A 20892-nucleotide genomic window follows, 5' to 3' on the forward strand; every position below is an offset into this window, starting at 1 on the left:
CGGAATTCCATGTTTGATGACCGGTGCATCCGATGCGTGCCACAGAACTCCCCTCTTGGCCGACTCCCAGAAGTGGCGCCCCGCTGGAGTCAGATATACGTCATAGCTCGCTTCATGCGTTCTTTCCCTCACCCATCATCTGGGTAACAGCTCTCGCAATAGTGTCCCATTTCCATGCCATAGTGCGGTTTTGTTGCAGACCGGCTGGCAGGGTGCTGGAGGTGTTGGCTCCGTCAACATAGACCCCGAAGGTCGGCACGTTGAGCTCCTTCGCCATGGCGATCTCCTTGGCGACGCCAGTGGCGGTGTTCATGGACCTGCCGACCAGCACGATGCACATGTTCGTGCTGGCCATCTTCCGCTTGACGAGTGCCTCCCACTGTGACTGCGGCAGCTTGGTCTTGCTTGACCAGTCGTGGACGGTGAAGGGCGTGGGTGAGTCGGTCTTCGCTTGACCCGCGAACAAGATCTTCTGGGTCTCGTTGTTGTCGAAGTCGAAGCTGACGAAAGCGCGAGGGTCTGACATGGCTCCCCCTGATGAGGCTTTTGGGATCGGCTTCACCATAGAGGCAGGGCAGGGCAGTTGTCCGGGGGTCAGTATGACGGCAGTGGTGACCGCATCAAGGGCGCACAACGGCTGACTGCCGCTGGCGCTGATGCTGGGCGGGCCGGTTGGGGCCGCTGCCAGGCGGTGGCCGATCCTACGGATCAGAAGGTTGCAGGGTCCACTTCTGCTCTCTACTCATGGAGTTGCGGGCGGGCGTGGGCGCAGGGCTCAGCAGGTGCCCCTCTCTCCGGGAATGCTGACACGGTCAGTGTGACCCCAGGCTTTCCTGTGTGCCCGGGACAGGGGATCGAGTGCGCATGAGGCAGTAACAAGGCCAGTCTGGACCGAGGAGGTCTGGCTGTATCAGGCCACGGTCATCGACATTGCCTCGCGCCGGGTGGTGGGCTGGGCTACCGCCGATCACCTGTGGACCGAGCTGGTCGCCGATGCCGTCAAGTCCGCCTGCCGGCAGCGTCGCCCCACCCGTCCGGTGATCTTCCACTCCGACCGCGGAACCCAATCAGTACACCAGTCGGCAATTCGCCTCCCTGCCACGGGAGTTGGGCATCCGGCTGTCGGTGGGCCGCACCGGTCAGTGCTGGGACAACGCGCTCGCCGAGTCGTTCTTCGCCACCATCAAACGGGAGTTGCTCGACACGAGCTCCTGGCCCAGCCTGGCCGCTGCCCACGCTGCCCACGCTGCCCACGCTGCCCACGCTGCCCACGCTGCCCACGCTGCCCACGCTGCCCACGCTGCCCACGCTGCCCACGCTGCCCACGCTGCCCACGCTGCCCACGCTGCCCACGCTGCCCACGCTGCCCACGCTGCCCACGCTGCCCACGCTGCCCACGCTGCCCACGCTGCCCACGCTGCCCACGCTGCCCACGCTGCCCACGCTGCCCACGCTGCCCACGCTGCCCACGCTGCCCACGCTGCGATCTTCGATTTCGTCGACGGCTGGTACAACTTGCACCGACTGCACGGCAGCCTCGGCTACCGCAGCCCTGCCGAATACGAGACCGCGTTCACGGCCTGACCACCACACCAGTGGTGTCCGTCAAAGCGGAACAAGCTCACTGCGGCAGCACTCAGATGTCAGCCGCCGCCGTCATGCTGGAGGACGCGTTCCCCGTCCGCCGACACCGATGCCTTCGCGACGATCTCGCCTCCCCCATAGAATCGGAAGAACCAACTGGCCCCGGATGGTGGCCTGCCAAGGGCGACAGAGATGAGGGCGTACGGCACCTCGACCGCCCGTGCTGCCGCCTTTCTGGCGCGATCGCACGCCTCGAGCCATTTGCCGGGAATCGGGCTCGCCGCTAGCGGCGACGTCATGACCAAGTGGCGTTCATCCTCGTTGTCCACGGCCGCGCCCTGGACGGTACACATGATCCGCCGGTAGTCGTAGCGGTACCCTGTGCGCCCGGCTTCGGTGATCCGGGTGACGTTGGTTCCACACATCTCGACCACCCACTGCCCTGCGGTCCCGTCGTGGTGCATCAGAGCCTTACCAGCGCTGCCCACCACCGGGCTGACCGCTGGTCGCACGACACCCGTGTTCGAGAGGAATGCCAGTTGCCACTGGCAGGACGGCTCTTGCTCCGAGAGGAGGGAGTACGCCATACCTACGGCCTCCGCTGCGGTGAGCCCTCGCTTCGGAAGATCCCAGATCTTAGTCTCCAAAGCTTTCAACAAGGTGTGCATGCTCAGGACAATATTGCCCGTCTCCTCGTCGATCCGGCTCGGTAAATGTCGTGCATTGAGGAATTCTCTCGGCAGGTCCAGGTCCCGGATCGCGCCGGTGCGCGGATCGACACCGACGGCCAGCACGCTCATCGACAGGGCGGGATCGAAGAAGGAGATCTTCCAGGTCGGGATGCCCCGAGTGTGCTTGTCTCGTTCGAGGCAGGACAGCACGAAGAGGTTAGCCTCTTGATGGAGAGGGCCGTCGAGGCCGAAGGCGTAATTGGTCGCGACATCGATCGCCTCCGCCGAGTCGATGAACGCTTCCTGTAGGAGCAACGGTCGGAACTTCGAGTACCGCTTGGTGATTCTGGTGACCTCATCCCCGCCCTGTTCCAGGATCGCGGAGGCTCGCTCCTCCGACAGCGCCGCCCGGTGGTTGAGCGCGCACGACATCACGACGGCAGACCCCGCTACAGGCACAGGATCGCTGCCCTGGAGGGCGAGCTTCGGGAGTTCCTGTACTCCGCCGTCGACGACGGCGTAGGGGTGGATCCATGACCCGACGACATCACAAAACTCAGTGATCCAGAAGCGGCTGGTGCCGTTCATCGCGTCGGCGAACTCCCAGTCTTCGGCGTTGGCCAGGCTGTACAACGTCCCGACACCCTGCTGGGAGACACCGAAGAGTTCGCCTGGAGGCGCATACCTGGCCTTGACGAGCGCCACCGCCTCTTTCGCGCGCAGGAATCTCCCTCGCACAGGGACATCCTCGATCGCGCAGATGAGGCGGTGCAACGAGCGCCGGTACTCTCGGTGTCTGCGAAAGTCAGCGTGGGCCAGACCAGCGAAGCTCGGCGCCCAGGAGACCGGGACGTCCTCAAGGAGCACCGGGAGGACACGGACGCCGGTGGACCTGGCGATCTGGATCTCGCGCTCCACCCAAAACGAGCCCGCCGACGCTTGCGAGACCACGACCATCAGGCTGGCGCACCGAGCGATCGTGGCCTCGAGATCCTGGAAGTTCGAGCCGATGGCTTGGCCGACCCGGAGTTCACGTTCGTCGAGCCACAGGGAGACATCGGCGTCGGACCTCTCCAGGTCGCCGACCAGACGGCGGACAAAGTCTTTGTCGCGGCTGCTATAGGAGACGAAGACCTGCATGCCGGTCATTCTGCCGTGATTGACCGCCCCGGGACTGGCCGATTCGAAAATGCGAACTGCCGCCGGAGGAGGGAGCGCAGAGGAGTCAGCCAATACGTCGGCGACCTCCTAGTGGTGCGTGCTGAGGGTCCGGTGGTCTCTGCAACTGTGGTCTCTCGAGTAATCAGCACGCCCGCTGCGCGCGGTAAGCCTGTCTTTACCGTCGGTAGTACCAGCGCGTTCAGCGACTGGCGGGCCCAGCACGGACGACAGCTGCCTTCTGGATAGATGCTGTCAAGCTGACGGCCGACCGCCGGTACTTGCGGCTCTCCATCTGGTATTGGTCAATGATTTCTGCAACTCTTCGCGATGTAACGGACGCTGCGAAATCTCCTGGCCTATTCGACTTCCACAAGCGGTGGTAGGGCGTGACCACCAGAGACAGGGCCGAGAGCCACAGCGCCGTACTCAAGACGGCGCTGCCCGCTACCAGTCATCTCTGTTGATCGGAGTGGACCGCCGGATTGGTCGCCAACTCAGCCCCCGGGTCCCGCGTCCCAGCCCATGATCACGGGAGTATGACTCAACAGCCAGCTGCTGCGAAGTGGATCCGCCCACACAATGACAGGCGGAGCGGCGACTCCTCGGCCAAGCATCGCCGCCAACGAGTGAACGTCCAGATCGGCACCGACCTCACCGCGGCACGCACACACCAGATCATCCGGATCTGCGAGCGACAGGGGGTCCTGGTCCTGGCCAACCCGGCCTACCAGGGCGCCAACCCAGCCGGAGCCGGACGGAAACCGTGATGGCCGGGTTTCCGCCGACTGAAGCGCCAACCGGGCAGCGCCCCACGTACGCCGGACCAGGGCGCCGTGCCGCTACCCGTTGACCCCCGTGTAATGCCCCAGACTCCACCGCCACAGCCACCGCGCCCCCAGGAACGCCACCAGCCCCAGCAGCGGAGAGGCCGCCGCCAGCCAGTACGGCACGCCCGTGTCGTGGCCGTGGCCGGTCAGTACCGCCGCCGGGAAGTACGCGACGAACGCGAGCGGCAGTCCGAAGGTGAGGAAGCCGCTCACCGCCCTGGGCAGCACGTTGAGCGGATAGCTGCCGAACGTGCCGAGCAGCTCCTCCAGCCAGCGCCCCCAGTAGTCGGCGGCCGGGAAGCGCAGCGAGGCGCAGGCCACCGCCGTGAACAGGGCCGCCTCCAGGAGCATCCCGCCGAGGACGCAGACCACGAGGTACGTGATCCGGCCCGCCGTCCAGTCCAGGTCGCTGCGGGAGAGCGCGCCCACCATCAGGCCCACGGCGACCGTCAGGTCGCCGATGGCGTTGGTGGGGAAGTAGGAGAGCTGGACCTGGCGGAACACGGGCATCGGACGGACCAGATAGGTGTCGATCATCCCCTCCTGGATGATCTTGCCGATGCCGTGCATCCGCCCGAGGAACAGCACGAAGATGCCGTGTGCCAGCATCCGGGTCGCCGGGATCAGCAGCACCTCCGAGCTGTCCCAGCCGCCCATCCCGGTGAACCGGGTCAGCAGCACCGTGGCGAACACGATCACCGACACCTGCCAGATGGCGCCGATCCCGATCATCAGCAGGAACTCGGAGCGGTACTCCAGCTGGGCGCGGAAGTTGAGGCGCGTGATGCGCCAGGCTATGCGGACGGCGTTCACAGGCCTCAGCCTCCCTGGGAGACGACACGGAGGGCGGCCCGCCGCCACAGGAACCGGGTGAACAGGGCCAGTACGAGGACCCAGCCGGCCTGGACGGAGAGCTGGAAGGCGGCGTCCGAGAGCGGGATGCGCCCCACGTACAGCGAGAGCGGCACGCTCAGCGTGGCCTGGAAGGGCAGGAAGGAGCTGAGCGTGATGAACCAGTCCGGGAAGAACCACAGGGGTGCGTACACCCCGGACAGCAGGTTCTGAGCGAAGATCAGGATGAGCATCGCGGCGCCGTTGCGCAGCGTCCAGAAGCAGAACTGGTCGATGACGAGCATCACGTAGTAGAGAACCAGCTGGCCGAGCAGCAGACTGAGCGCGAACACCCCGGCCACGGCTGCCGATCCGGGCGGCTGGACCACCCCGGCGGCCAGACAGAGGGCGAAGCCGGTCAGCGCCCACGCGAACCCGTACAACTGCTCGCCGAGCGCCCGCAGCGCGTAGTAGCGCTGGGGCGCCAGCGGGCGCAGGTACCAGTACACGATCGTGCCGAAGTGCATGTGCTGGAGCACGGTGTCGCGGCCCGCGTACTGGTCCAACTCCCGCAGCCGGGAGGCGAGTACGGCCATGACGGCATACGTCACCGCCTGCTCGCGGTCGATACCGGCCGTCGTACCGGTCTGCTGGTACAGGCCGTTCCACAGGGACGCGACCAGGACCACCTGGACGGTCAGCCGGATCAGGGCGGCGGTCATCCGGGGCGGGGCGTACAGCTCACCGAGAGGGGTGACCCTGGTGGCCCGCCAGGCGTGCAGGACGGCCATGTCAGCCGCCCCCGAGCGATTCGGGTGCCTCGGCCTGGACGTAGGCGGCCCGCATCACGTCCTCCAGGTCGGCCTCGTCGAGGGCGATGTCCGTCACCTCGTGCCGTTCGATCACCCGCTTGAGTGCCTGGTGGACCGTCGGGGCGTCCGGACCGTCGGGTCCGAAGACCACCTGCGGGCCCTCGCGGCGGAGTACGGCGATGCCCGGGAGCGGCACGGCCTCCGCGTGCGGGTCGGCCAGCGTCGCCCGGACCTGCCAGGTCGAGCCGAACCTCTTCTTGATCTCGTCCAGCGTGCCGTCCAGCACGAGCCGGCCGTGGTTGACGAGGACGACCCGCTCGGCGAGCCGCTCGACCTCCGTCATGTCGTGGGTGGTCAGCAGCACGGTCCGGCCGCGCTCCTCGACCTGGTGGCGCAGGAACTCGCGGACCTGCTCCTTGACGACCACGTCCATGCCGATGGTGGGTTCGTCGAGGAACACCACCGGCGGGTCGTGCAGCAGCGCCGCCGCCAGGTCGCAGCGCACCCGCTGGCCCAGCGACAGATGCCGTACGCGGGTGTCCCAGAACGTGGACAGTTCCAGCAGGTCGTCGAACTCCTGGAGGCGTACGGCGTGTTCGGGCTTCGGTATCTCGTAGATGTCCCGCAGGATCGAGAACGACTCGCGCACCGGCAGGTCCCACCAGAGCTGGGTGCGCTGGCCGAACACCGCCCCGATGTTGCGGGCGTTGCGCTCGCGCTCCAGGTACGGCACCACGCCGGCGACGCGTGCCTCGCCGGACGTGGGGGTCAGGATGCCGGTGAGCATCTTGATGGTCGTCGACTTGCCGGCGCCGTTCGGCCCCAGCAGGGCCAGGAGTTCACCCGGCGCCACATCGAAGGTGATGTCGGAGACGGCGTCCTTCGCGACCCGCTCAGGGTTGACGAGGGAGCGCAGCGCGCCGGTGAAACCGGGACGCCGCACTGTGGTGTGGAAGGTCCGGGACAGTCCCCGGACCTCTATGGAACCACTCACTCAGGGAACCTCCGGGAGTTCGCGACGCACGAACACGGCCGTCCGGCTGGGAAGCCGGACGGCCGTGTGACCGGTAACATCCTTAGCCATTCGCCGCCGAGAAGACAACGGAGAATTCAGCGGGCTGAACCCGCAGCAGGTACTGGGCAAGCGTGCCCGGCCCGCACGACTGCGAGCCGATGCCCTGCTGCCCGTGGTCGAGGTTGACCCACACGGTGTCGCCGGGTGTGAGGTCGGTGAGGTGGCCGGCCGCGTCGAGCTGCTCGCTGGTCCAGCGGCGGGCCGTGAACCAGAACTCCGGGTCGCCGTCGATCCGCAGCCCGCCGAGCTCCGCCCAGCGGACGTCGGCGCGGGCGCCGTTCTCCTGGGGGCGGACGTAGGGAGTCTGGAGGTCGTCCACCGTGGACTCCCAACGGCCCAGCATGGAGGCCGACTTGGTGTCGGGGTAGCCCTCGCCCGGGCCACCGCCGAACCAGGTCACCCGGTCCGCGCCCGACAGGCCCAGAAGGATCCCGAGCCTCGGCAGGGGCAGTGTCCAGTCGCCCTCCGGGACGACCGACACGGTCAGCTTCAGCTTGTCCCCGTCGGACGTCCAGCGGTACACCGTGTTCAGGCCCACCTCGGCAGCGGCGGGCGCCACCCGGGTCCGTACGGTCAGCGAGTCCTCAGCCAACTCGACGGCGTCCAGGCGGTGTTGCATCCGGTGCAGGCCCAACTGCCGCCAGAGCATGCCGTAGCGCTCGTCCGGCTGCCAGGCGGCGCCGTCGTCGTTGTCGGTGGGCGCCCGCCACACGTCCAGCTTCGGGCCGATGACATCGACTCCGTTGATCGACATCAACGCGCCGGTCGAGGGGTTGAAAACGGCGGGACCGAGCATGATGCCGTCCCACTCGTCGCGGGCGGAAGACTCGCTCCCGGTGCTGATCCGCACGAACCGGGACTCGGTGGGCCGTTCGCTCGCGGCGACGTTCACCAAGGTGCGTGCGTGGACCGGGAGTTGGCCCCAGGCCACCTGGTGTCCCTTCGCCCCCCAGGCCGAGTCCTCGGCCAGCAGCGCCCGTACCGTCCACTGCGACTCCGCACCGCCCCGCGCGTCCGTGGGCGGCTCGGGCAGCTTCACGTCCGCCGACTCGCCGGGGGCCAGGGACGCGGGCACCGCCAGGGTGCCGGTCTCGACCGCGACGCCGTCGACGTCGTACGACCACTCGAAGGTGAGCGCGGACAGGTCGGCGAAGTCGTACGCGTTGGTCACGCGCACGGTCCCGGCCGTGCCGTCGCCCCCGATGCGGACCGGCTCGATGACCTTCTTGAACTCGACCAGCCCCGGTGACGGCGTCCGGTCCGGGAAGATCAGCCCGTCGCAGACGAAGTTGCCGTCGTGCAGCTCCTCGCCGAAGTCGCCGCCGTACGCGTAGCCGAACCGCTCGTCCTTGATGCCGTGGTCGATCCACTCCCAGATGAAGCCGCCCTGGACGCGGTCGTGGGCCTCGAAGATCCGCTGGTAGTCGGCGATGCCGCCGGGGCCGTTGCCCATGGCGTGCCCGTACTCGCAGAGGATGAACGGGAGCCCGCGCCGCTTCTGCGTACCGCCGTCCAGACCCTGGCCGATGCGCTCGGTCTCCGCGTGGTCGGCGTACATGCGGGAGTACATGTCCGTGTCGCGGCAGTCCCAGTCGCCCTCGTAGTGCACGAGCCGGGAGCTGTCGCGGCTGTGGATCCACTGGGCCATGGCGGTCAGTCCGCGTCCGGTGCCGGCCTCGTTGCCCAGCGACCAGATGACGACCGACGGGTGGTTCTTGTCGCGCTCGACCATCCGGGACGCGCGGTCCAGGAGGGCCGGGGTCCAGCGGTCGTCGTCGACGGGGTTGTCGCGCCAGTTCTGTTCGTGGAAGCCGTGGGTCTCCAGGTCGCACTCGTCGATGACCCACAGGCCGTACTCGTCGCACAGGTCGAGGAAGGCCGGGTGGGGTGGGTAGTGCGAGGTGCGGACGGCGTTCACGTTGTGCCGCTTCATCAGCAGCACGTCGGCCCGCATGGTCTCCAGGTCGAGGGAGCGGCCCTTCTCGGGGTGCCACTCGTGCCGGTTGACGCCCTTGAAGAGGACGGCCTTTCCGTTGACCTTGATGAGTCCGTCGGCCAGTTCGACGGTACGGAAGCCGATGCGCAACGGCACCCGCTCACCGGCCGTGACCAGCACACCGTCGTACAGACGTGGTGTCTCGGCGGTCCACGGCTCGACCGGGACCGTCACCGGCTCGCCGGTCCTGACATCGATGTCCAACTCGGGGACGGTGACTCGCCCCTCAACGTCGGACTCGACACGGAGCGTGCCCTCGCCGGCCGTGTGGTCGTACGAGGAGTGCACGAAGAAGTCGAGAACACTGGCCGGCGGGCGGTGCAGCAGGGTGACGTCGCGGAAGATGCCCGGCAGCCACCACTGGTCCTGGTCCTCCAGGTAGGAGCCCGCCGACCACTGGTGGACCCGGACGGCGAGGACGTTGCCGCTGGGCTTCAGCAACTGCCCGACAGCGAACTCGTGCGCCAGCCGGGAGCCCTTGAACTCACCGATGTCCGTGCCGTTCAGCCACACCCGGGCACACGACTCGACCCCGTCGAAACGGAGCACCGCCCCGCCGTCCGACAGGTCTGGCCAGTCGGACGGCAGGTCGAAGACGTGCAGGTGGTCGCCGGTCGGGTTCTCGGTGGGTACGCGCGGCGGGTCCACCGGGAAGGGGTAGCGGACGTTGGTGTAGATCGGCGAACCGAACTTCCCGTCCCCCTGGAGGACCCAGTGACCGGGGACCGTCACCTCGGCCCAGTCCCCGGCGTCGAACCCCGGCACGGCGAACGAGTCGTCCGCGCCGTCGGCGGTCGGCGACAGCCGGAACCGCCAACTGCCGTTCAGGGACAGCGAACCGGCGTCCGAGGACGCGTACCAGGCGCGGGGCGGAAGGGCCCCGCGGCCGGGTGAGACGTCTTCGACGTAGTCGGTCGCCGTCGCGATGGACGCTGCCGTGGTGCGGAGGGACATCGGTCTCCAGGTATTGAGGGAAGGTTCAGCCCTTGATGCCTGTCTGTGCGATCCCCTGCACCAGCCAGCGCTGGAGGAAGAGGAACACGAACACCAGGGGCAGGATGGAAATGGCGGTCGCCATGAAGATCAGGTGGAAGTTGACCGTCTGATTCGTCATGTACGACGAGAGTGCCACCTGCACCGTCCAGGCGCTGGGGTCCTGGCCGATGACCAGCGGCCACAGGAAGGAGTTCCAGCCGTTGATGAAGGTGATCGTGGCGATGGCCGCGAAGAAGTTCAGCGAGTTGGGTACGACGACACGCCAGTACGCACCCCAATAGCCGAGCCCGTCCACGCGCGCCGCCTCCTCCAGCTCCTTCGGGAACCCCAGGAAGTACTGCCGAAAGAGGAAGCAGGTGAAACCGCTGAAGAGGCCCGGGATGATGAGACCTCGGTAACTGTCCACCCAGCCGAGGGACGAGACCAGGACGAAGCTGGGTACGAAGGTCACGGCGGTCGGGACCATCAGGGTGGTCAGGACCAGGTAGAACACCTTGTTGGCGTGCTTGTACGGGATGCGCGCGAGCCCGTATCCGGCGAGCGAGCACACCAGGAGGATGCCCGTGGTGTGCAGGACGGCGACGACCACGGAGTTCCACATGGACTGGGCGAAGTCCACGGTGACGTCGTTGAACGGCTCGGTGATGTTGCCCCACTGGATGTCGGTGGGGAACCACTTCCAGTTCTCGCCGGTGATCTCCTGGTCCGTCATCAGCGAGTTGCGGACGATCAGGTAGAAGGGGAGCAGGAAGAGGAGCCCGGCGACTCCGGTCGCGATGTACAGACCGGTGTTGCCCATGACGCCGCCGCGCTTGGAACTGCCCGGCTTCTTCTTCCCGATCTCGGGTGCTGTGGTGGTCACTTGCCCTCCTCACCCCTTCCGAAGCCCATGATCTTGCCCTGCAACAGGGTGACGACGCAGATCAGCATCGTCAGCACGACAGCGCCCGCGCTGCCCGCGCCGTAGTTCTGGTTCTCACCGAGGGCCATCTTGTATAGCTCGACCAGCGGGGGCTGTCCCCAGGTGGCTTTGGAGAGCAGGTTGAAGAACTCGTCGAAGGCCTGGTAGGCGGCGACCAGCAGGAGCAGGATCACCGCGGTCGACGTCGCCCTCAACTGGGGCAGCGTGATGTAGCGGAAGGTCTGCCAGCCCGGCTTGGCGCCGTCGATGGAGGCGGCCTCGTACAGCTCACGCGGGATGTTCTGCAGCGCCGCGATGAACAGGATCATGTAGAAGCCGGACTGGAGCCACAGCCTCACGGTCACGATGACCAGCCAGTACCAGGGCGGATCCGGTGACGCGAGCCAGGCGATGTTGTCGACGCCGAACCAGCCGATGACGGTGTTGGCGAGGCCGAACCGCACGCCGTTGAAGATGGACATCTTCCAGATCAGTGAGGCGGCGACATAGCTGACCGCCGTGGGCAGGAAGAAGACCGACCGGAAGAAGGCCCGCATGAACCGCAGCCGGTTCACCAGCAGCGCCAGGCCCAGAGAGAGGGCCCAGGTGGCGGGGACGATGAACGCCGCGAACACGGTGAACGTGACCAGCGAGTTGAGGAAGTCGACGTCGGTCAGGACCTGCTTGTAGTTCTCGAAGCCGACGAAGTCGCTGGGTGTGACCGTGAAGCGTGCCTCGAAGAAGCTGAGGTAGATGCTCCAGCCGATGGGCACGAAGACGAAGACGATCAGACCGATGAGGAACGGCCCGGTGAAGAGCCAGAAGTTGAAGGTGCTGCTCGCCCGCAGGCCCCGCCGCGGCCGGTCCTTGGAGACCTTGGCCGGGGCGGGCTGGGCGACCCCGCGCGTGGTGGTGGTCGACATGTCGCTATCCGTCCGGTGGTCTATCCGAAGAGCTTCTTGAGCTCGGTGTCGACCTTCTTCTCGCAGGCGTCGAGCTGGGCCTTCGGGTCGTCGTCCTTACGCACGGAGTTGGCCATCACGTCGTTGACCGAGGCGATCATGGCCTGGGTCCAGCCGATGTTGTCGAAGTGGCCGAACTCGTTGAACAGCTTGACGCCCTCGGCCGGCAGACCGGTCTTGAGCTTGGTGGCGCTCTGGGCGATCGACGTGCGCGGCGGGATGTGGAAGCCGTAGGAGGTGGCCCAGTCCTCCTGGTACTGCTTCTGGTCGATCCACAGCCACTTCACGTATTCCTTGGCCGCCTCGACGTTCTTGCCCTTGGCGTTGACGAACATCGACCAGCCGCCGTTGGTGACCGACTGCTTGCCGGCGGATCCGACCTTCGGGAAGGGGAAGATGCCGATGTCGTCGCCGAGCGCCTCGATCATGGCGGGCATGGCCCACATGCCGCACCACTGGATCGCCGTCAGGCCCTGGGTGAAGGCCGAGGGGTCCCACCAGTCGGTGGGAGCGCCGAGCAGCAGGTTGCCGCTGGTGAACAGGGTCCGCAGCTGCTTGAGCCCCTCGGCGACGCCGTCCGTGTTGAAGGCGGGCTTGTTGTCCGCGGTGAGGGTGTCGGCGCCGGCCGACCAGATCAGGTTGTTCTGGATCGGGGTCAGGTCGTTGCCGAGGTAGGCGCCCTTGATCTTGCTGGTCTTGAGCTTGGCGGAGACCTCGATCAGCTCCTCCAGCGTGGTCGGCACCTCGACCTTGGCCTTCGCGAAGAGCGAGGGGCGGTAGAAGAAGAACTGCGGGTCGTCGATCATCCGGACGCCGTATATCTTGCCGTCGACCGTGTGCGACGTGATGTCGGCCTGGTTGAAGTCGTCCTTGACCGGGGCGATGATGTCGGTCAGATCCGCCACCTGGCCGCTCTTGATGAGCTGGATCTGCGGGTGGAACTCGAAGACGTCGGGTGCGTTCTTGGTGAGCAGCGCGGCGAACAGCTTCTGTTCGAAGTTGGAGCCGGTGATCCACTGCGTGGTCACGTTGGCGCCCTTGTAGGCCTTGGCGTACTTCTTGATGGCCTGCTCGGTGCCCGCCTCGCCGTACGCGTGGAAGTACTGGACGAGCGAGTCGCCCGACCCGCCGCCGCTGCTGCGGCCGGTGTTCCCGCCGCACGCGGTCAGTCCGCCGGCGGCGGCCAGACCCATGGCGGCCCGCAGAACGTTCCGGCGGTCCCAGTTGCTGTTGCTCAATGCCGACATGTGACGTCCTTGTCTCGAGTACGGCCGCGGCTCTGTCGCTTCAGCGCCAGATGGCTCAAATGAGGTTGCGGAGCGGGACGTTAACCTTCGGCTAAGGCTTCGGCAAGGGGTTGGACGAAGCCCGTTCGAAACGTTGCGGACCGTTCGGGATATCGGACATGGCGGATTGGCGGATCGCCTCAACGGCGGTTCGCGCGGGGGTGGTTGAGGTTGGACCAGACCTATTTCAGTGGCGCCGGACCGCTGCGCCGGGCGGCCGACGACCGCTGGGTGACCGCGGACAGCGCGCCTTCGAGGGCGAAGGTCGCCGCGCCCAGGCACACCGGGTCCCCCGGGATGGGGGAGAGGACGATCTCGGTGGCCGCCAGGGGCCGTTTCAGCGCGTGCCGGGCCACCGCCTCACGGACCTCGGCGACCAGTGGTTCGCCCAGCGTGGCCGCGACCCAGCTGCTCAGCACGACGATCTCAGGATTGAGCAGGTTCACCAGGTCGGAGATGCTCGCGCCCAGATAGCGGGCCATGTCCCGGATCACCCTGACGGCCACCGGATCACCGGCGGCGACCCCACGGGCCAGCGCGTCGACGGTCGCCGTCTGGTCGTCGGGATGCAGCAGCGTGCCGCCGGGGTCCAGCTCCGCCAGATTCAGCATGATTCCGGGCGCGCCGACATAGGTCTCGACGCATCCGTGGTTGCCGCAGTGACAGAGCCGCCCGTCCAGGACGAGGGTCGTGTGCCCCCACTCGCCGGCGCTGTTGCTCACCCCCCGGTGCACCCCGCCGCCGATCACCAGGCCGGCGCCGACGCCCGTCCCGAGGTTCACCACGACCGCGTTGGAGTGCCCCCGTACGGCACCGAACCACAGCTCGGCCACGGCGCAGGCACGCAGCGGGTTGTCGAGGTACAGCGGATACGCGATGTGCTCGGTGAGCAGGTCGAGGAGGGGCACGTCGTGCCAGTCCCAGTTGGGCGCGTACTCGGCGACACCGGTGACCCGGTCCACCTGGCCCGGCACGCTCACCCCGACACCGAGGACCCGGGCGCCCTCGATCCCGGCCTGCGCGACCACCGAACCGACGGCCGTGGTGACATGGCCGACCACCTGCTCGGGGCGGCCCTCGCCGGGGCGCATGTGCTCGGCGGCGCGGGCCAGGACGTTCAGCCCCAGGTCGAAGAGCTCGACCCGGACGTACGTCTCCGCGATGTCGACGCCGATCAGCGCGCCGCCCGCGGTGTTGACGGCCACGAGCCCCCTGGGGCGCCCGCCCGCCGAGTCCTCGAAGCCGACCTCGGTCAGCATCCGCAGGTCGATGAGCTCCCCGACGAGCGTCGCGACCGTGGCGAGACTGAGCCCGGTGGCGGCGGCCAGCTCCTGCCGGGACGTCGGTGACTCGGCGATGATCTGGCGCAGCACCTCGTAGCGGTTAGCGGTGCGGATGTCACGTGATGTGCGCTTCACCACCGGGCTTGCCCCCTCGCCGTGCAGACCTCAGTGCAGACAGGCCGGGGCGCGACGGCACCGGCGCGGCGCAAGGCTATGGGCAGTGGGGGAGGTTCGACAAGGGGTTAGGAAAGGGGCTGAAGAAAGTCTTCGCCCACGTGGAGCCGTATCCGGCCCGTGGTCAGTCGTCGAGCATCTCCCGTACGAACGCGTTCGTGAACTTCTTCGAGGGGTCCAGGACGGCCGCCAGCGCCGCGAAGTCCGCCAGCCGCGGATACCGTCCGCGCACCACCTCCGCCGGTACGGCGAACACCTTGCCCCAGTGCGGACGCGCCCCGTACGGGTTCAGCGCCGCCTCGACCCGCCGCACCACGGGCAGCACCGCGGCGGTGTCCGCCACCCAGGTGAAGTGGAACGCCACACTGTCCCGTCCGTGCGCCGGGCTCAGCCACTGGGTGTCGGCGGCGATCGTCCTGACCTCGCACACCTGGAGCACCGGCGCGACGACGTCCCGGATCGCGTCCAGCGACCGCAGGGCGTCCAGGGCGTACGGGCGCGGCAGCAGGTACTCCGACTGGAGCTCCTCGCCGCTGCTCGGTGTGAACTCCGCCCGGAAATGCGGGAGTCGCTCGTGCCAGGGCCCCGGCACACCGAACTGCTCGGTGCAGTTGACGGCCGGCATTCCCGGCACCGGGTGCATCTTCTCGGTGGCGGGCGCGGCCCACGGGAAGTCCGGCGGCGCCTGGTCGGTACGCCGCTTCAGCCACACCTGACCGAAGCCCGGCGCACGCCAGTCGGTGAACAGGCTCACGCTGTACGCCGCGCCCGCCACGGCCTCGAAGTCCAGCCCGTCCAGCGGCAGTTCGGTGAACACGTACTGCTCGACCTCGAAGTCCGCCTCCAGGTCCAGGGTGAGGGCCGTGACGACGCCCAGTGCGCCGAGCGCGGTGACCGCGCCCTCGAACCGGTCCTCGCCCCGCGTGATCGTCACCGTCGAGCCGTCGGCCGTGACCAGCTCGACCGCACGCACCGGCGCGGCGAGCGAACCGTTGCCCACCCCCGAACCGTGGGTCCCGGTCGCCACCGAACCCGCCACCGAGATGTGCGGCAGGGACGCCATGTTCGGCAGCGCGAGCCCGCGCCCGTGGACGACCCGCGCCAGCTCGGCGTACCGGACCCCGCCCCCGACCCGTACCGTACGGGCCGCGGTGTCGACGTCGACCTCCTGCGGCAGCCTGGCGAGGGAGAGCAGGACACCGCCGTCGCCCGGCTCGGCGATCTCGTTGAACGAGTGACCGCTGCCCAGCACCCGCACCCGCGCGCTTTCGGCCACCAGCGCCCGCAGGGCGTCCAGGGAGCGCGGTCGGTGCAGCTCCGTGGGCGTGTAGATGATGTTGCCCGCCCAGTTGGTCAGCGTCTCGGCCATGGGGTCCGTCCCTCCGCTCAGGTGCGTCGACCCTCTCACGCAGGGGCGCCGGACATGCCCGAGGGGCCCCGCGGCCATGGACGCGCAGGCGGGGGCATACCGTGAGGAGTCGAACGCCGGAGTACCGCCGGAGCTGGAGGAGACACGGGATGGGCAGCCGCACCGCGCTGGTCGAGGATCTGATGGAGCGCTTTCCGCACGTACCGCGGGAAGCCGTCTTCAAAGAGGACCTGCTCAGGGGTGGTGTGGCCTTCGACGCGTCCGCGCTCAGCGACAATGAGGGCGGCGACGTCAAGCCGAAGTCCTACTTCATCTTCTCCTTCGACCACGGCACCCTCCCCGAGCTGGGCGAGGCCGCGCTGCGCCGCCCGCCGGAGGAGATCATCCTCACCGGCGGTCCGTACGACCTGCGCCGGACCGTCGTCTCGGTGCGTGTGAACCCTGCCTCGCCCTACCGGGTGGCCGCCGACGAGCACGGCGTCCTCGGCCTCTACCTGGACGGGAAGCGGATCTCCGACGTCGGGGTGCCGCCGATGCCCGAGTACTACAAGCACAAGCTCTCCAACGGGAAGTCCGTCATGGAGGTCGCCCCCACCATTCAGTGGGGCTACCTCATCTACCTGACCGTCTTCCGGGTCTGCCAGTACTTCGGCGCCAAGGAGGAGTGCCAGTACTGCGACATCAACCACAACTGGCGCCAGCACAAGGCGGCCGGGCGGCCCTACACGGGAGTGAAGGACGTCGACGAGGTCCTGGAAGCCCTGGAGATCATCGACCGCTACGACACGGCGAAGGCCTCCACCGCCTACACGCTCACCGGCGGCGCCATCACCTCCAAGCTCCAGGGCCGTGACGAGGCGGACTTCTACGGCATGTACGCCAAGGCCATCGAGGAGCACTTCCCGGGCCGCTGGATCGGCAAGGTCGTCGCCCAGGCCCTGCCGAAGGACGACGTGCAGCGCTTCAAGGACTACGGGGTGCAGATCTACCACCCCAACTACGAGGTGTGGGACGAGTACCTCTTCAAGATGTACTGCCCCGGCAAGGAGCGCTACGTGGGCCGCGACGAGTGGCACAAGCGCATCCTCGACTCGGCGGAGGTCTTCGGCGCGCGCAACGTCATTCCCAACTTCGTGGCCGGCGTCGAGATGGCCGAGCCGTTCGGCTTCAAGACGGTCGACGAGGCGATCGAGTCGACCACCGAGGGCCTGCGCTTCTTCATGTCGCACGGCATCACGCCCCGCTTCACCACCTGGTGCCCCGAGCCGACGACCCCGCTCGGCAAGGCCAACCCCCAGGGCGCGCCGCTGGAGTACCACATCCGGCTGTTGCAGGCCTATCGCCGGACGATGGACGACTTCGGTCTCGACTCGCCCCCCGGCTACGGCGAACCCGGCCCCGGCCGCGCCGTCTTCTCCGTCAGCTCCTTCATGGACAGCCTGCCGGCCCGGGATCCGGCGCCGAAGATCTGAACGGAACGCCGCCGCCATCCGTATGGGGGGACGTGTTCGTGCTTCAAGGGAACGAATCCGGTCGTTTTTCCCACCTCGCGATCACCGTACGGCGAGCCCGCGTTGACAGGTTGCGACATGTGGATACGTCGCTTGTCAGTTGTGCGGGAAACGTGAAAAGCTCGGGCTCCGTTTCGCGAAACGGTCCCCAACTCCCCTGTTCGTGGGGTCAGTTGACCTTGACGTTGGCGTGTGCAAGCCGTTGATGCTGGAGTCCCCCCATATGCCAGATCTGCCGACCCCTCAGGACGCCGCCGAAGCAGCGCTGTTCTCCGAGTGCTGGGACGCGGTCCTCTCGTACGCCGACCTCTGCACGTCCGGCTCGTCCGCCGGCACCGAACTGGCCGCCGAGGCGTTCACCCACGGTATCCACGCGGCCCGGGCCGCCGACTTCGGGGCCCGCAACACAGGGCGCCGCATACCCCGCCTGCCCTGGATACCCCTGCTGCTGGCGGCAGTTCGCAGTACCGCCGCGTCCTGGGAGGAAACCGGGCACGGCAACCACCTCGACCCCGACCTGCGGCTGTGGCTCAACTCCGACAAGGCCGCCCGGTACGTCGGGCCGCCGCTGCGCCGCCCGCTCGCGCTGCGCGCCCTGCGTGACATGCAGGAACCGGACGCCGCCCTGCTCTGGCTGGCCGAGGTGGAGGCACTGCCGCTGCCCCAGGTGGCCCGTCGGCTCGGCCTCGACCCGGAGAGCGCCGCCGAGGAACTCGCCCAGGTACGCGTCCTGTTCAGGGACCGCTGCCAGCGCAACCTGCTCGACACCCCGATGAGCCCCGACTGCCGCCGCTTCGCCCGGCTGCTCGACGCGGTCACCCGCTCACAGGGAGCCGAGGTCCCCGAGGACCTCTCCCGGCACCTCGCGACCTGCGTGGAGTGCGCCGAGGCAGCCGCCTGCCTGCGGCTGTACGGCGGGATCAGCGGGCTGCCCGCCGCGCTCGCCGGCGGCGTCATCGGCTGGGGCGGGCTCGCCTACCTGGAACGGCGCCGCCGCGCGGCCGAGGCCGGTCTGCTCGGCGGGCGCTCGGAAGCGGGCATCAACACCGGTCTCACCATCGGGGAGTCCCGCCCGCGCATCGGCCGCACAGCGATCATGATCGCCGCCGTCATCGTCTCCGGGCTGGCGCTCACGGTCTCAATGATGCCCTTCGACGGCTCCGGCAACGCCCCCTCCGCGAAGGGCGGCACGACCGACGGGAAGCCCGTGGTGGACCCGTCGTCCGTCCTGCCGTCCGGCCTGACCGTCCCCGTGGGCTCCACCCGGTCCCCGGCCCCCCGCCAGTCGGACCCGGAATCCTCCCCGACGCCCGCCGACAAGCCCGACCCGGAACCCCAGGGCACCTCCGCCGCGCGCGGCGAGACGCCGAAGCCGAGCCCCGACAAGAGTGAACCGGTGTCCTGTGAGGTCGAGTACGACCTCGTCAACGAGTGGCCCGACGGCTTCCAGGCCACCATCAGCGTCACCTCCGCGAAGGCCATCGACGGCTGGCGCATCGCCTGGAGCTTCCGCGACGGCCAGCAGGTCGGCCAGATGTGGGACGCGAGCTTCTCCCAGGACGGCGGCCGGGTCACCGCGACGGCCGCCGACTACAACAGGTCCGTCGCGGCCGACGGCACCGTCTCCTTCGGCTTCCTCGCCAGCTGGCAGGGGAAGAACACGGCCCCGTTCGACTTCACGCTGAACGGCAGCAGCTGCGCGAGCTGAGAACCCCCGCACCCGGGTCGGCCACTTCCGCAGCGATATCGCTGCGGAAGTGGCCGGCCCGTTCCGTGCTGCGGGCGGCCCGAGGTCAGATCACCTCGGTCTCGCTCCGGTCGGCCCGCTCCCAGAGGGTGTGGAAGCGGCCCTCGCGGTCGGTACGCCGGTAGGTGTGGGCGCCGAAGTAGTCGCGCTGCCCCTGGGTGAGGGCGGCCGGCAGGCGCTCGGCGCGCAGGGTGTCGTAGTACGACAGGGCGGCGGAGAACGCCGGGACCGGGACACCGTGCCGGGCGGCCGTGGCGACGACCTCGCGCCAGGGAACCTGCGAGTCGGCGATCTCGGCCGCGAACCCCTCCTCGGTGAGCAGGGTGACCCGGCGCGGATCGGCCTCGTACGCGGCACGGACCCGGTCGAGGAAGGCGGCGCGCACGATGCAGCCGCCGCGCCAGATCCTCGCAATCGCGCCGAGGTCGATGTCCCAGCCGTACTCCGCCGACGCGTCCAGGATCATCTTCCAGCCCTGGTCGTAGGCGATGAGCTTCGACGCGTACAGGGCGTGCTCGACCAGACAGGCGAACCGCTCCGCCTCGTACGCGGTGAGGTCCCAGCTGGTGCCGCCGGGCAGCTCGCGATACGCGGCGCGCAGGGCCCGCTGGCCCGAGGCGGCGCGGGCGAAGGTGGCCTGGGCGATGGCGGTCACCGGGGAACCGAGCTCCAGAGCCGTGCGTACGGTCCAGCGGCCGGTGCCCTTCTGCCCGGCGGAGTCGGCCACCACGTCCACGAAGGGTCTGCCGGTGGCGGAGTCGGTGTGGGCGAGCACCTCGGCGGTGATCTCCATCAGGTACGAGTCGAGGCGCCCCTTGTTCCACTGCCGGAAGACCTCGGCGATCCGCGCCGGTTCATAGCCGCCGACCTGGCGCAGCAGGTGGTACGCCTCGCCGATCAGCTGCATGTCGGCGTACTCGATGCCGTTGTGCACCATTTTCACGAAGTGCCCGGCGCCGTCCGTGCCGACATGGGTGACACAGGGCTCGCCGTCCACCTTGGCACTGATCGTCTCGAACATCGGCCCGAGCGCGGCGTAGGACGCGGCGGAGCCGCCGGGCATGATGCTCGGCCCGTGCAGCGCGCCCTCCTCACCGCCCGAGACGCCGACACCCACGAAGTGGATACCGAGCCCGCGCAGCGCCTGTTCCCGGCGGCGGGTGTCGGCGAAGTGGGCGTTGCCGCCGTCGATGATCATGTCACCGGGCTCCAGGAGCGCGGCGAACTCGTCGATCACCGCATCGGTGGCCGTCCCCGCCTGCACCATGATCATGAGCCGCCGGGGGCGCTCCAGGGCCGCCACGAACTCCTCGGCGGTCTCGGCCGGGACGAAGTCGCCCTCGTGCCCGAAGTCCTCGACCAGCGCCTTGGTCCTGGCGGGGGTCCGATTGTGGAGGGCCACGGTGTAACCGTGCCGGGCGAAGTTCCGGGCCAGATTCCGGCCCATCACCGCAAGGCCGGTGACGCCGATCTGCGCGGTCGCCTTCATGGTGTGCTCCTTCGTTCCGGAGTGCCGTCCGCCGTCCTTGGCGGTCCGAACTGCCGCCGTGATCAGGTACGCGTGGCGGGGGCCCAGTTGTTCAGCCGTTCAGCCGATCAACTGTTCTCCTCGTACCATCGCCTCGTACCGGCGCGTCGTGCGCTCTCTCGCGGGACAGCCGGAGCGGCGGTTCCCCGTCGGCCATGGCGGTCGGCTCGACCCGGCC

The 20892-nt window shown here is 68.3% G+C and carries 16 protein-coding genes and 1 pseudogene; 5 read left to right on the forward strand and 12 right to left on the reverse strand.

What is annotated here, in order from left to right; translation table 11 throughout:
• Nucleotides 1-112: 112 nt before the first annotated feature.
• On the reverse strand, nt 113-565 hold the full coding sequence (locus tag OHN74_RS34155; protein WP_327698417.1) for a TIR domain-containing protein: 453 nt from the start codon (nt 563-565) through the stop codon (nt 113-115).
• 268 nt (nt 566-833) lie between these two features.
• Between OHN74_RS34155 and OHN74_RS42960 the strand changes: the two are divergent.
• Nucleotides 834-1070, forward strand: a pseudogene (locus OHN74_RS42960) (DDE-type integrase/transposase/recombinase); the annotation flags it as partial.
• Between the two features lie 37 nt (nt 1071-1107).
• Nucleotides 1108-1584 (forward strand): integrase core domain-containing protein, encoded by a 477-nt coding sequence (locus tag OHN74_RS42965; RefSeq protein ID WP_443060491.1) that lies wholly within the window; start codon nt 1108-1110, stop codon nt 1582-1584.
• Between the two features lie 59 nt (nt 1585-1643).
• Here OHN74_RS42965 and OHN74_RS34160 read toward each other — a convergent pair whose 3' ends face one another.
• A complete protein-coding gene (locus OHN74_RS34160) occupies nt 1644-3395 on the reverse strand; it encodes a toll/interleukin-1 receptor domain-containing protein (protein ID WP_327698418.1) in 1752 nt (583 codons plus the stop codon).
• A 647-nt stretch (nt 3396-4042) separates the two neighbouring features.
• Here OHN74_RS34160 and OHN74_RS34165 point away from each other — a divergent pair.
• Entirely contained in the window at nt 4043-4183 is a 141-nt protein-coding gene (locus tag OHN74_RS34165; protein WP_443060492.1) for a hypothetical protein, read from the forward strand.
• Between the two features lie 72 nt (nt 4184-4255).
• Here OHN74_RS34165 and OHN74_RS34170 read toward each other — a convergent pair whose 3' ends face one another.
• From OHN74_RS34170 to OHN74_RS34210, 9 genes are all read right to left on the reverse strand, one after another.
• Nucleotides 4256-5056: an ABC transporter permease gene (locus OHN74_RS34170; RefSeq protein WP_327698419.1), complete on the reverse strand. Its 801-nt coding sequence runs from the start codon at nt 5054-5056 to the stop codon at nt 4256-4258.
• A gap of 5 nt (nt 5057-5061) precedes the next feature.
• On the reverse strand, nt 5062-5865 hold the full coding sequence (locus tag OHN74_RS34175) for an ABC-2 family transporter protein (protein ID WP_327698420.1): 804 nt from the start codon (nt 5863-5865) through the stop codon (nt 5062-5064).
• 1 nt (nt 5866) lies between these two features.
• Nucleotides 5867-6880 carry an ABC transporter ATP-binding protein gene (locus OHN74_RS34180; RefSeq protein ID WP_327698421.1) on the reverse strand — a complete coding sequence of 338 codons (1014 nt, stop codon included), beginning with the start codon at nt 6878-6880 and terminating at the stop codon, nt 5867-5869.
• Between the two features lie 82 nt (nt 6881-6962).
• Entirely contained in the window at nt 6963-9911 is a 2949-nt protein-coding gene (locus OHN74_RS34185) for a glycoside hydrolase family 2 TIM barrel-domain containing protein (protein WP_327698422.1), read from the reverse strand.
• A 25-nt stretch (nt 9912-9936) separates the two neighbouring features.
• Nucleotides 9937-10815, reverse strand: a complete 879-nt coding sequence (locus OHN74_RS34190; protein WP_327698423.1) for a carbohydrate ABC transporter permease — start codon at nt 10813-10815, stop codon at nt 9937-9939.
• Nucleotides 10812-11777 carry a carbohydrate ABC transporter permease gene (locus tag OHN74_RS34195; RefSeq protein WP_327698424.1) on the reverse strand — a complete coding sequence of 322 codons (966 nt, stop codon included), beginning with the start codon at nt 11775-11777 and terminating at the stop codon, nt 10812-10814. Before OHN74_RS34195 ends, OHN74_RS34190 begins: the two co-directional genes overlap by 4 nt.
• 20 nt (nt 11778-11797) lie before the next feature.
• The gene (locus OHN74_RS34200; RefSeq protein WP_327698425.1) at nt 11798-13063 is read right to left on the reverse strand and encodes an ABC transporter substrate-binding protein; all 1266 of its coding nucleotides are present in this window, start codon (nt 13061-13063) and stop codon (nt 11798-11800) included.
• A 221-nt stretch (nt 13064-13284) separates the two neighbouring features.
• Entirely contained in the window at nt 13285-14520 is a 1236-nt protein-coding gene (locus OHN74_RS34205; RefSeq protein ID WP_327700370.1) for an ROK family transcriptional regulator, read from the reverse strand.
• A gap of 163 nt (nt 14521-14683) precedes the next feature.
• A complete protein-coding gene (locus OHN74_RS34210; RefSeq protein ID WP_327698426.1) occupies nt 14684-15928 on the reverse strand; it encodes an FAD-binding protein in 1245 nt (414 codons plus the stop codon).
• A 149-nt stretch (nt 15929-16077) separates the two neighbouring features.
• Here OHN74_RS34210 and OHN74_RS34215 point away from each other — a divergent pair, with 149 nt between their 5' ends.
• Together OHN74_RS34215 and OHN74_RS34220 are read left to right on the forward strand one after the other, a co-directional pair.
• Nucleotides 16078-17400, forward strand: coding sequence for a radical SAM protein (locus tag OHN74_RS34215; protein ID WP_327698427.1), 1323 nt, complete (start codon nt 16078-16080; stop codon nt 17398-17400).
• Nucleotides 17401-17662: 262 nt separating this feature from the next.
• On the forward strand, nt 17663-19147 hold the full coding sequence (locus OHN74_RS34220) for a cellulose-binding domain-containing protein (protein ID WP_327698428.1): 1485 nt from the start codon (nt 17663-17665) through the stop codon (nt 19145-19147).
• Between the two features lie 85 nt (nt 19148-19232).
• On the opposite strand, the gene gndA is transcribed toward OHN74_RS34220, so the two are convergent.
• Nucleotides 19233-20675: an NADP-dependent phosphogluconate dehydrogenase gene (gene gndA / locus OHN74_RS34225; protein WP_327698429.1), complete on the reverse strand. Its 1443-nt coding sequence runs from the start codon at nt 20673-20675 to the stop codon at nt 19233-19235.
• Nucleotides 20676-20892: the final 217 nt, after the last annotated feature.

Origin of the sequence: Streptomyces sp. NBC_00459 (genome assembly GCF_036013955.1) — a bacterium.
Lineage (GTDB): Bacteria > Actinomycetota > Actinomycetes > Streptomycetales > Streptomycetaceae > Streptomyces.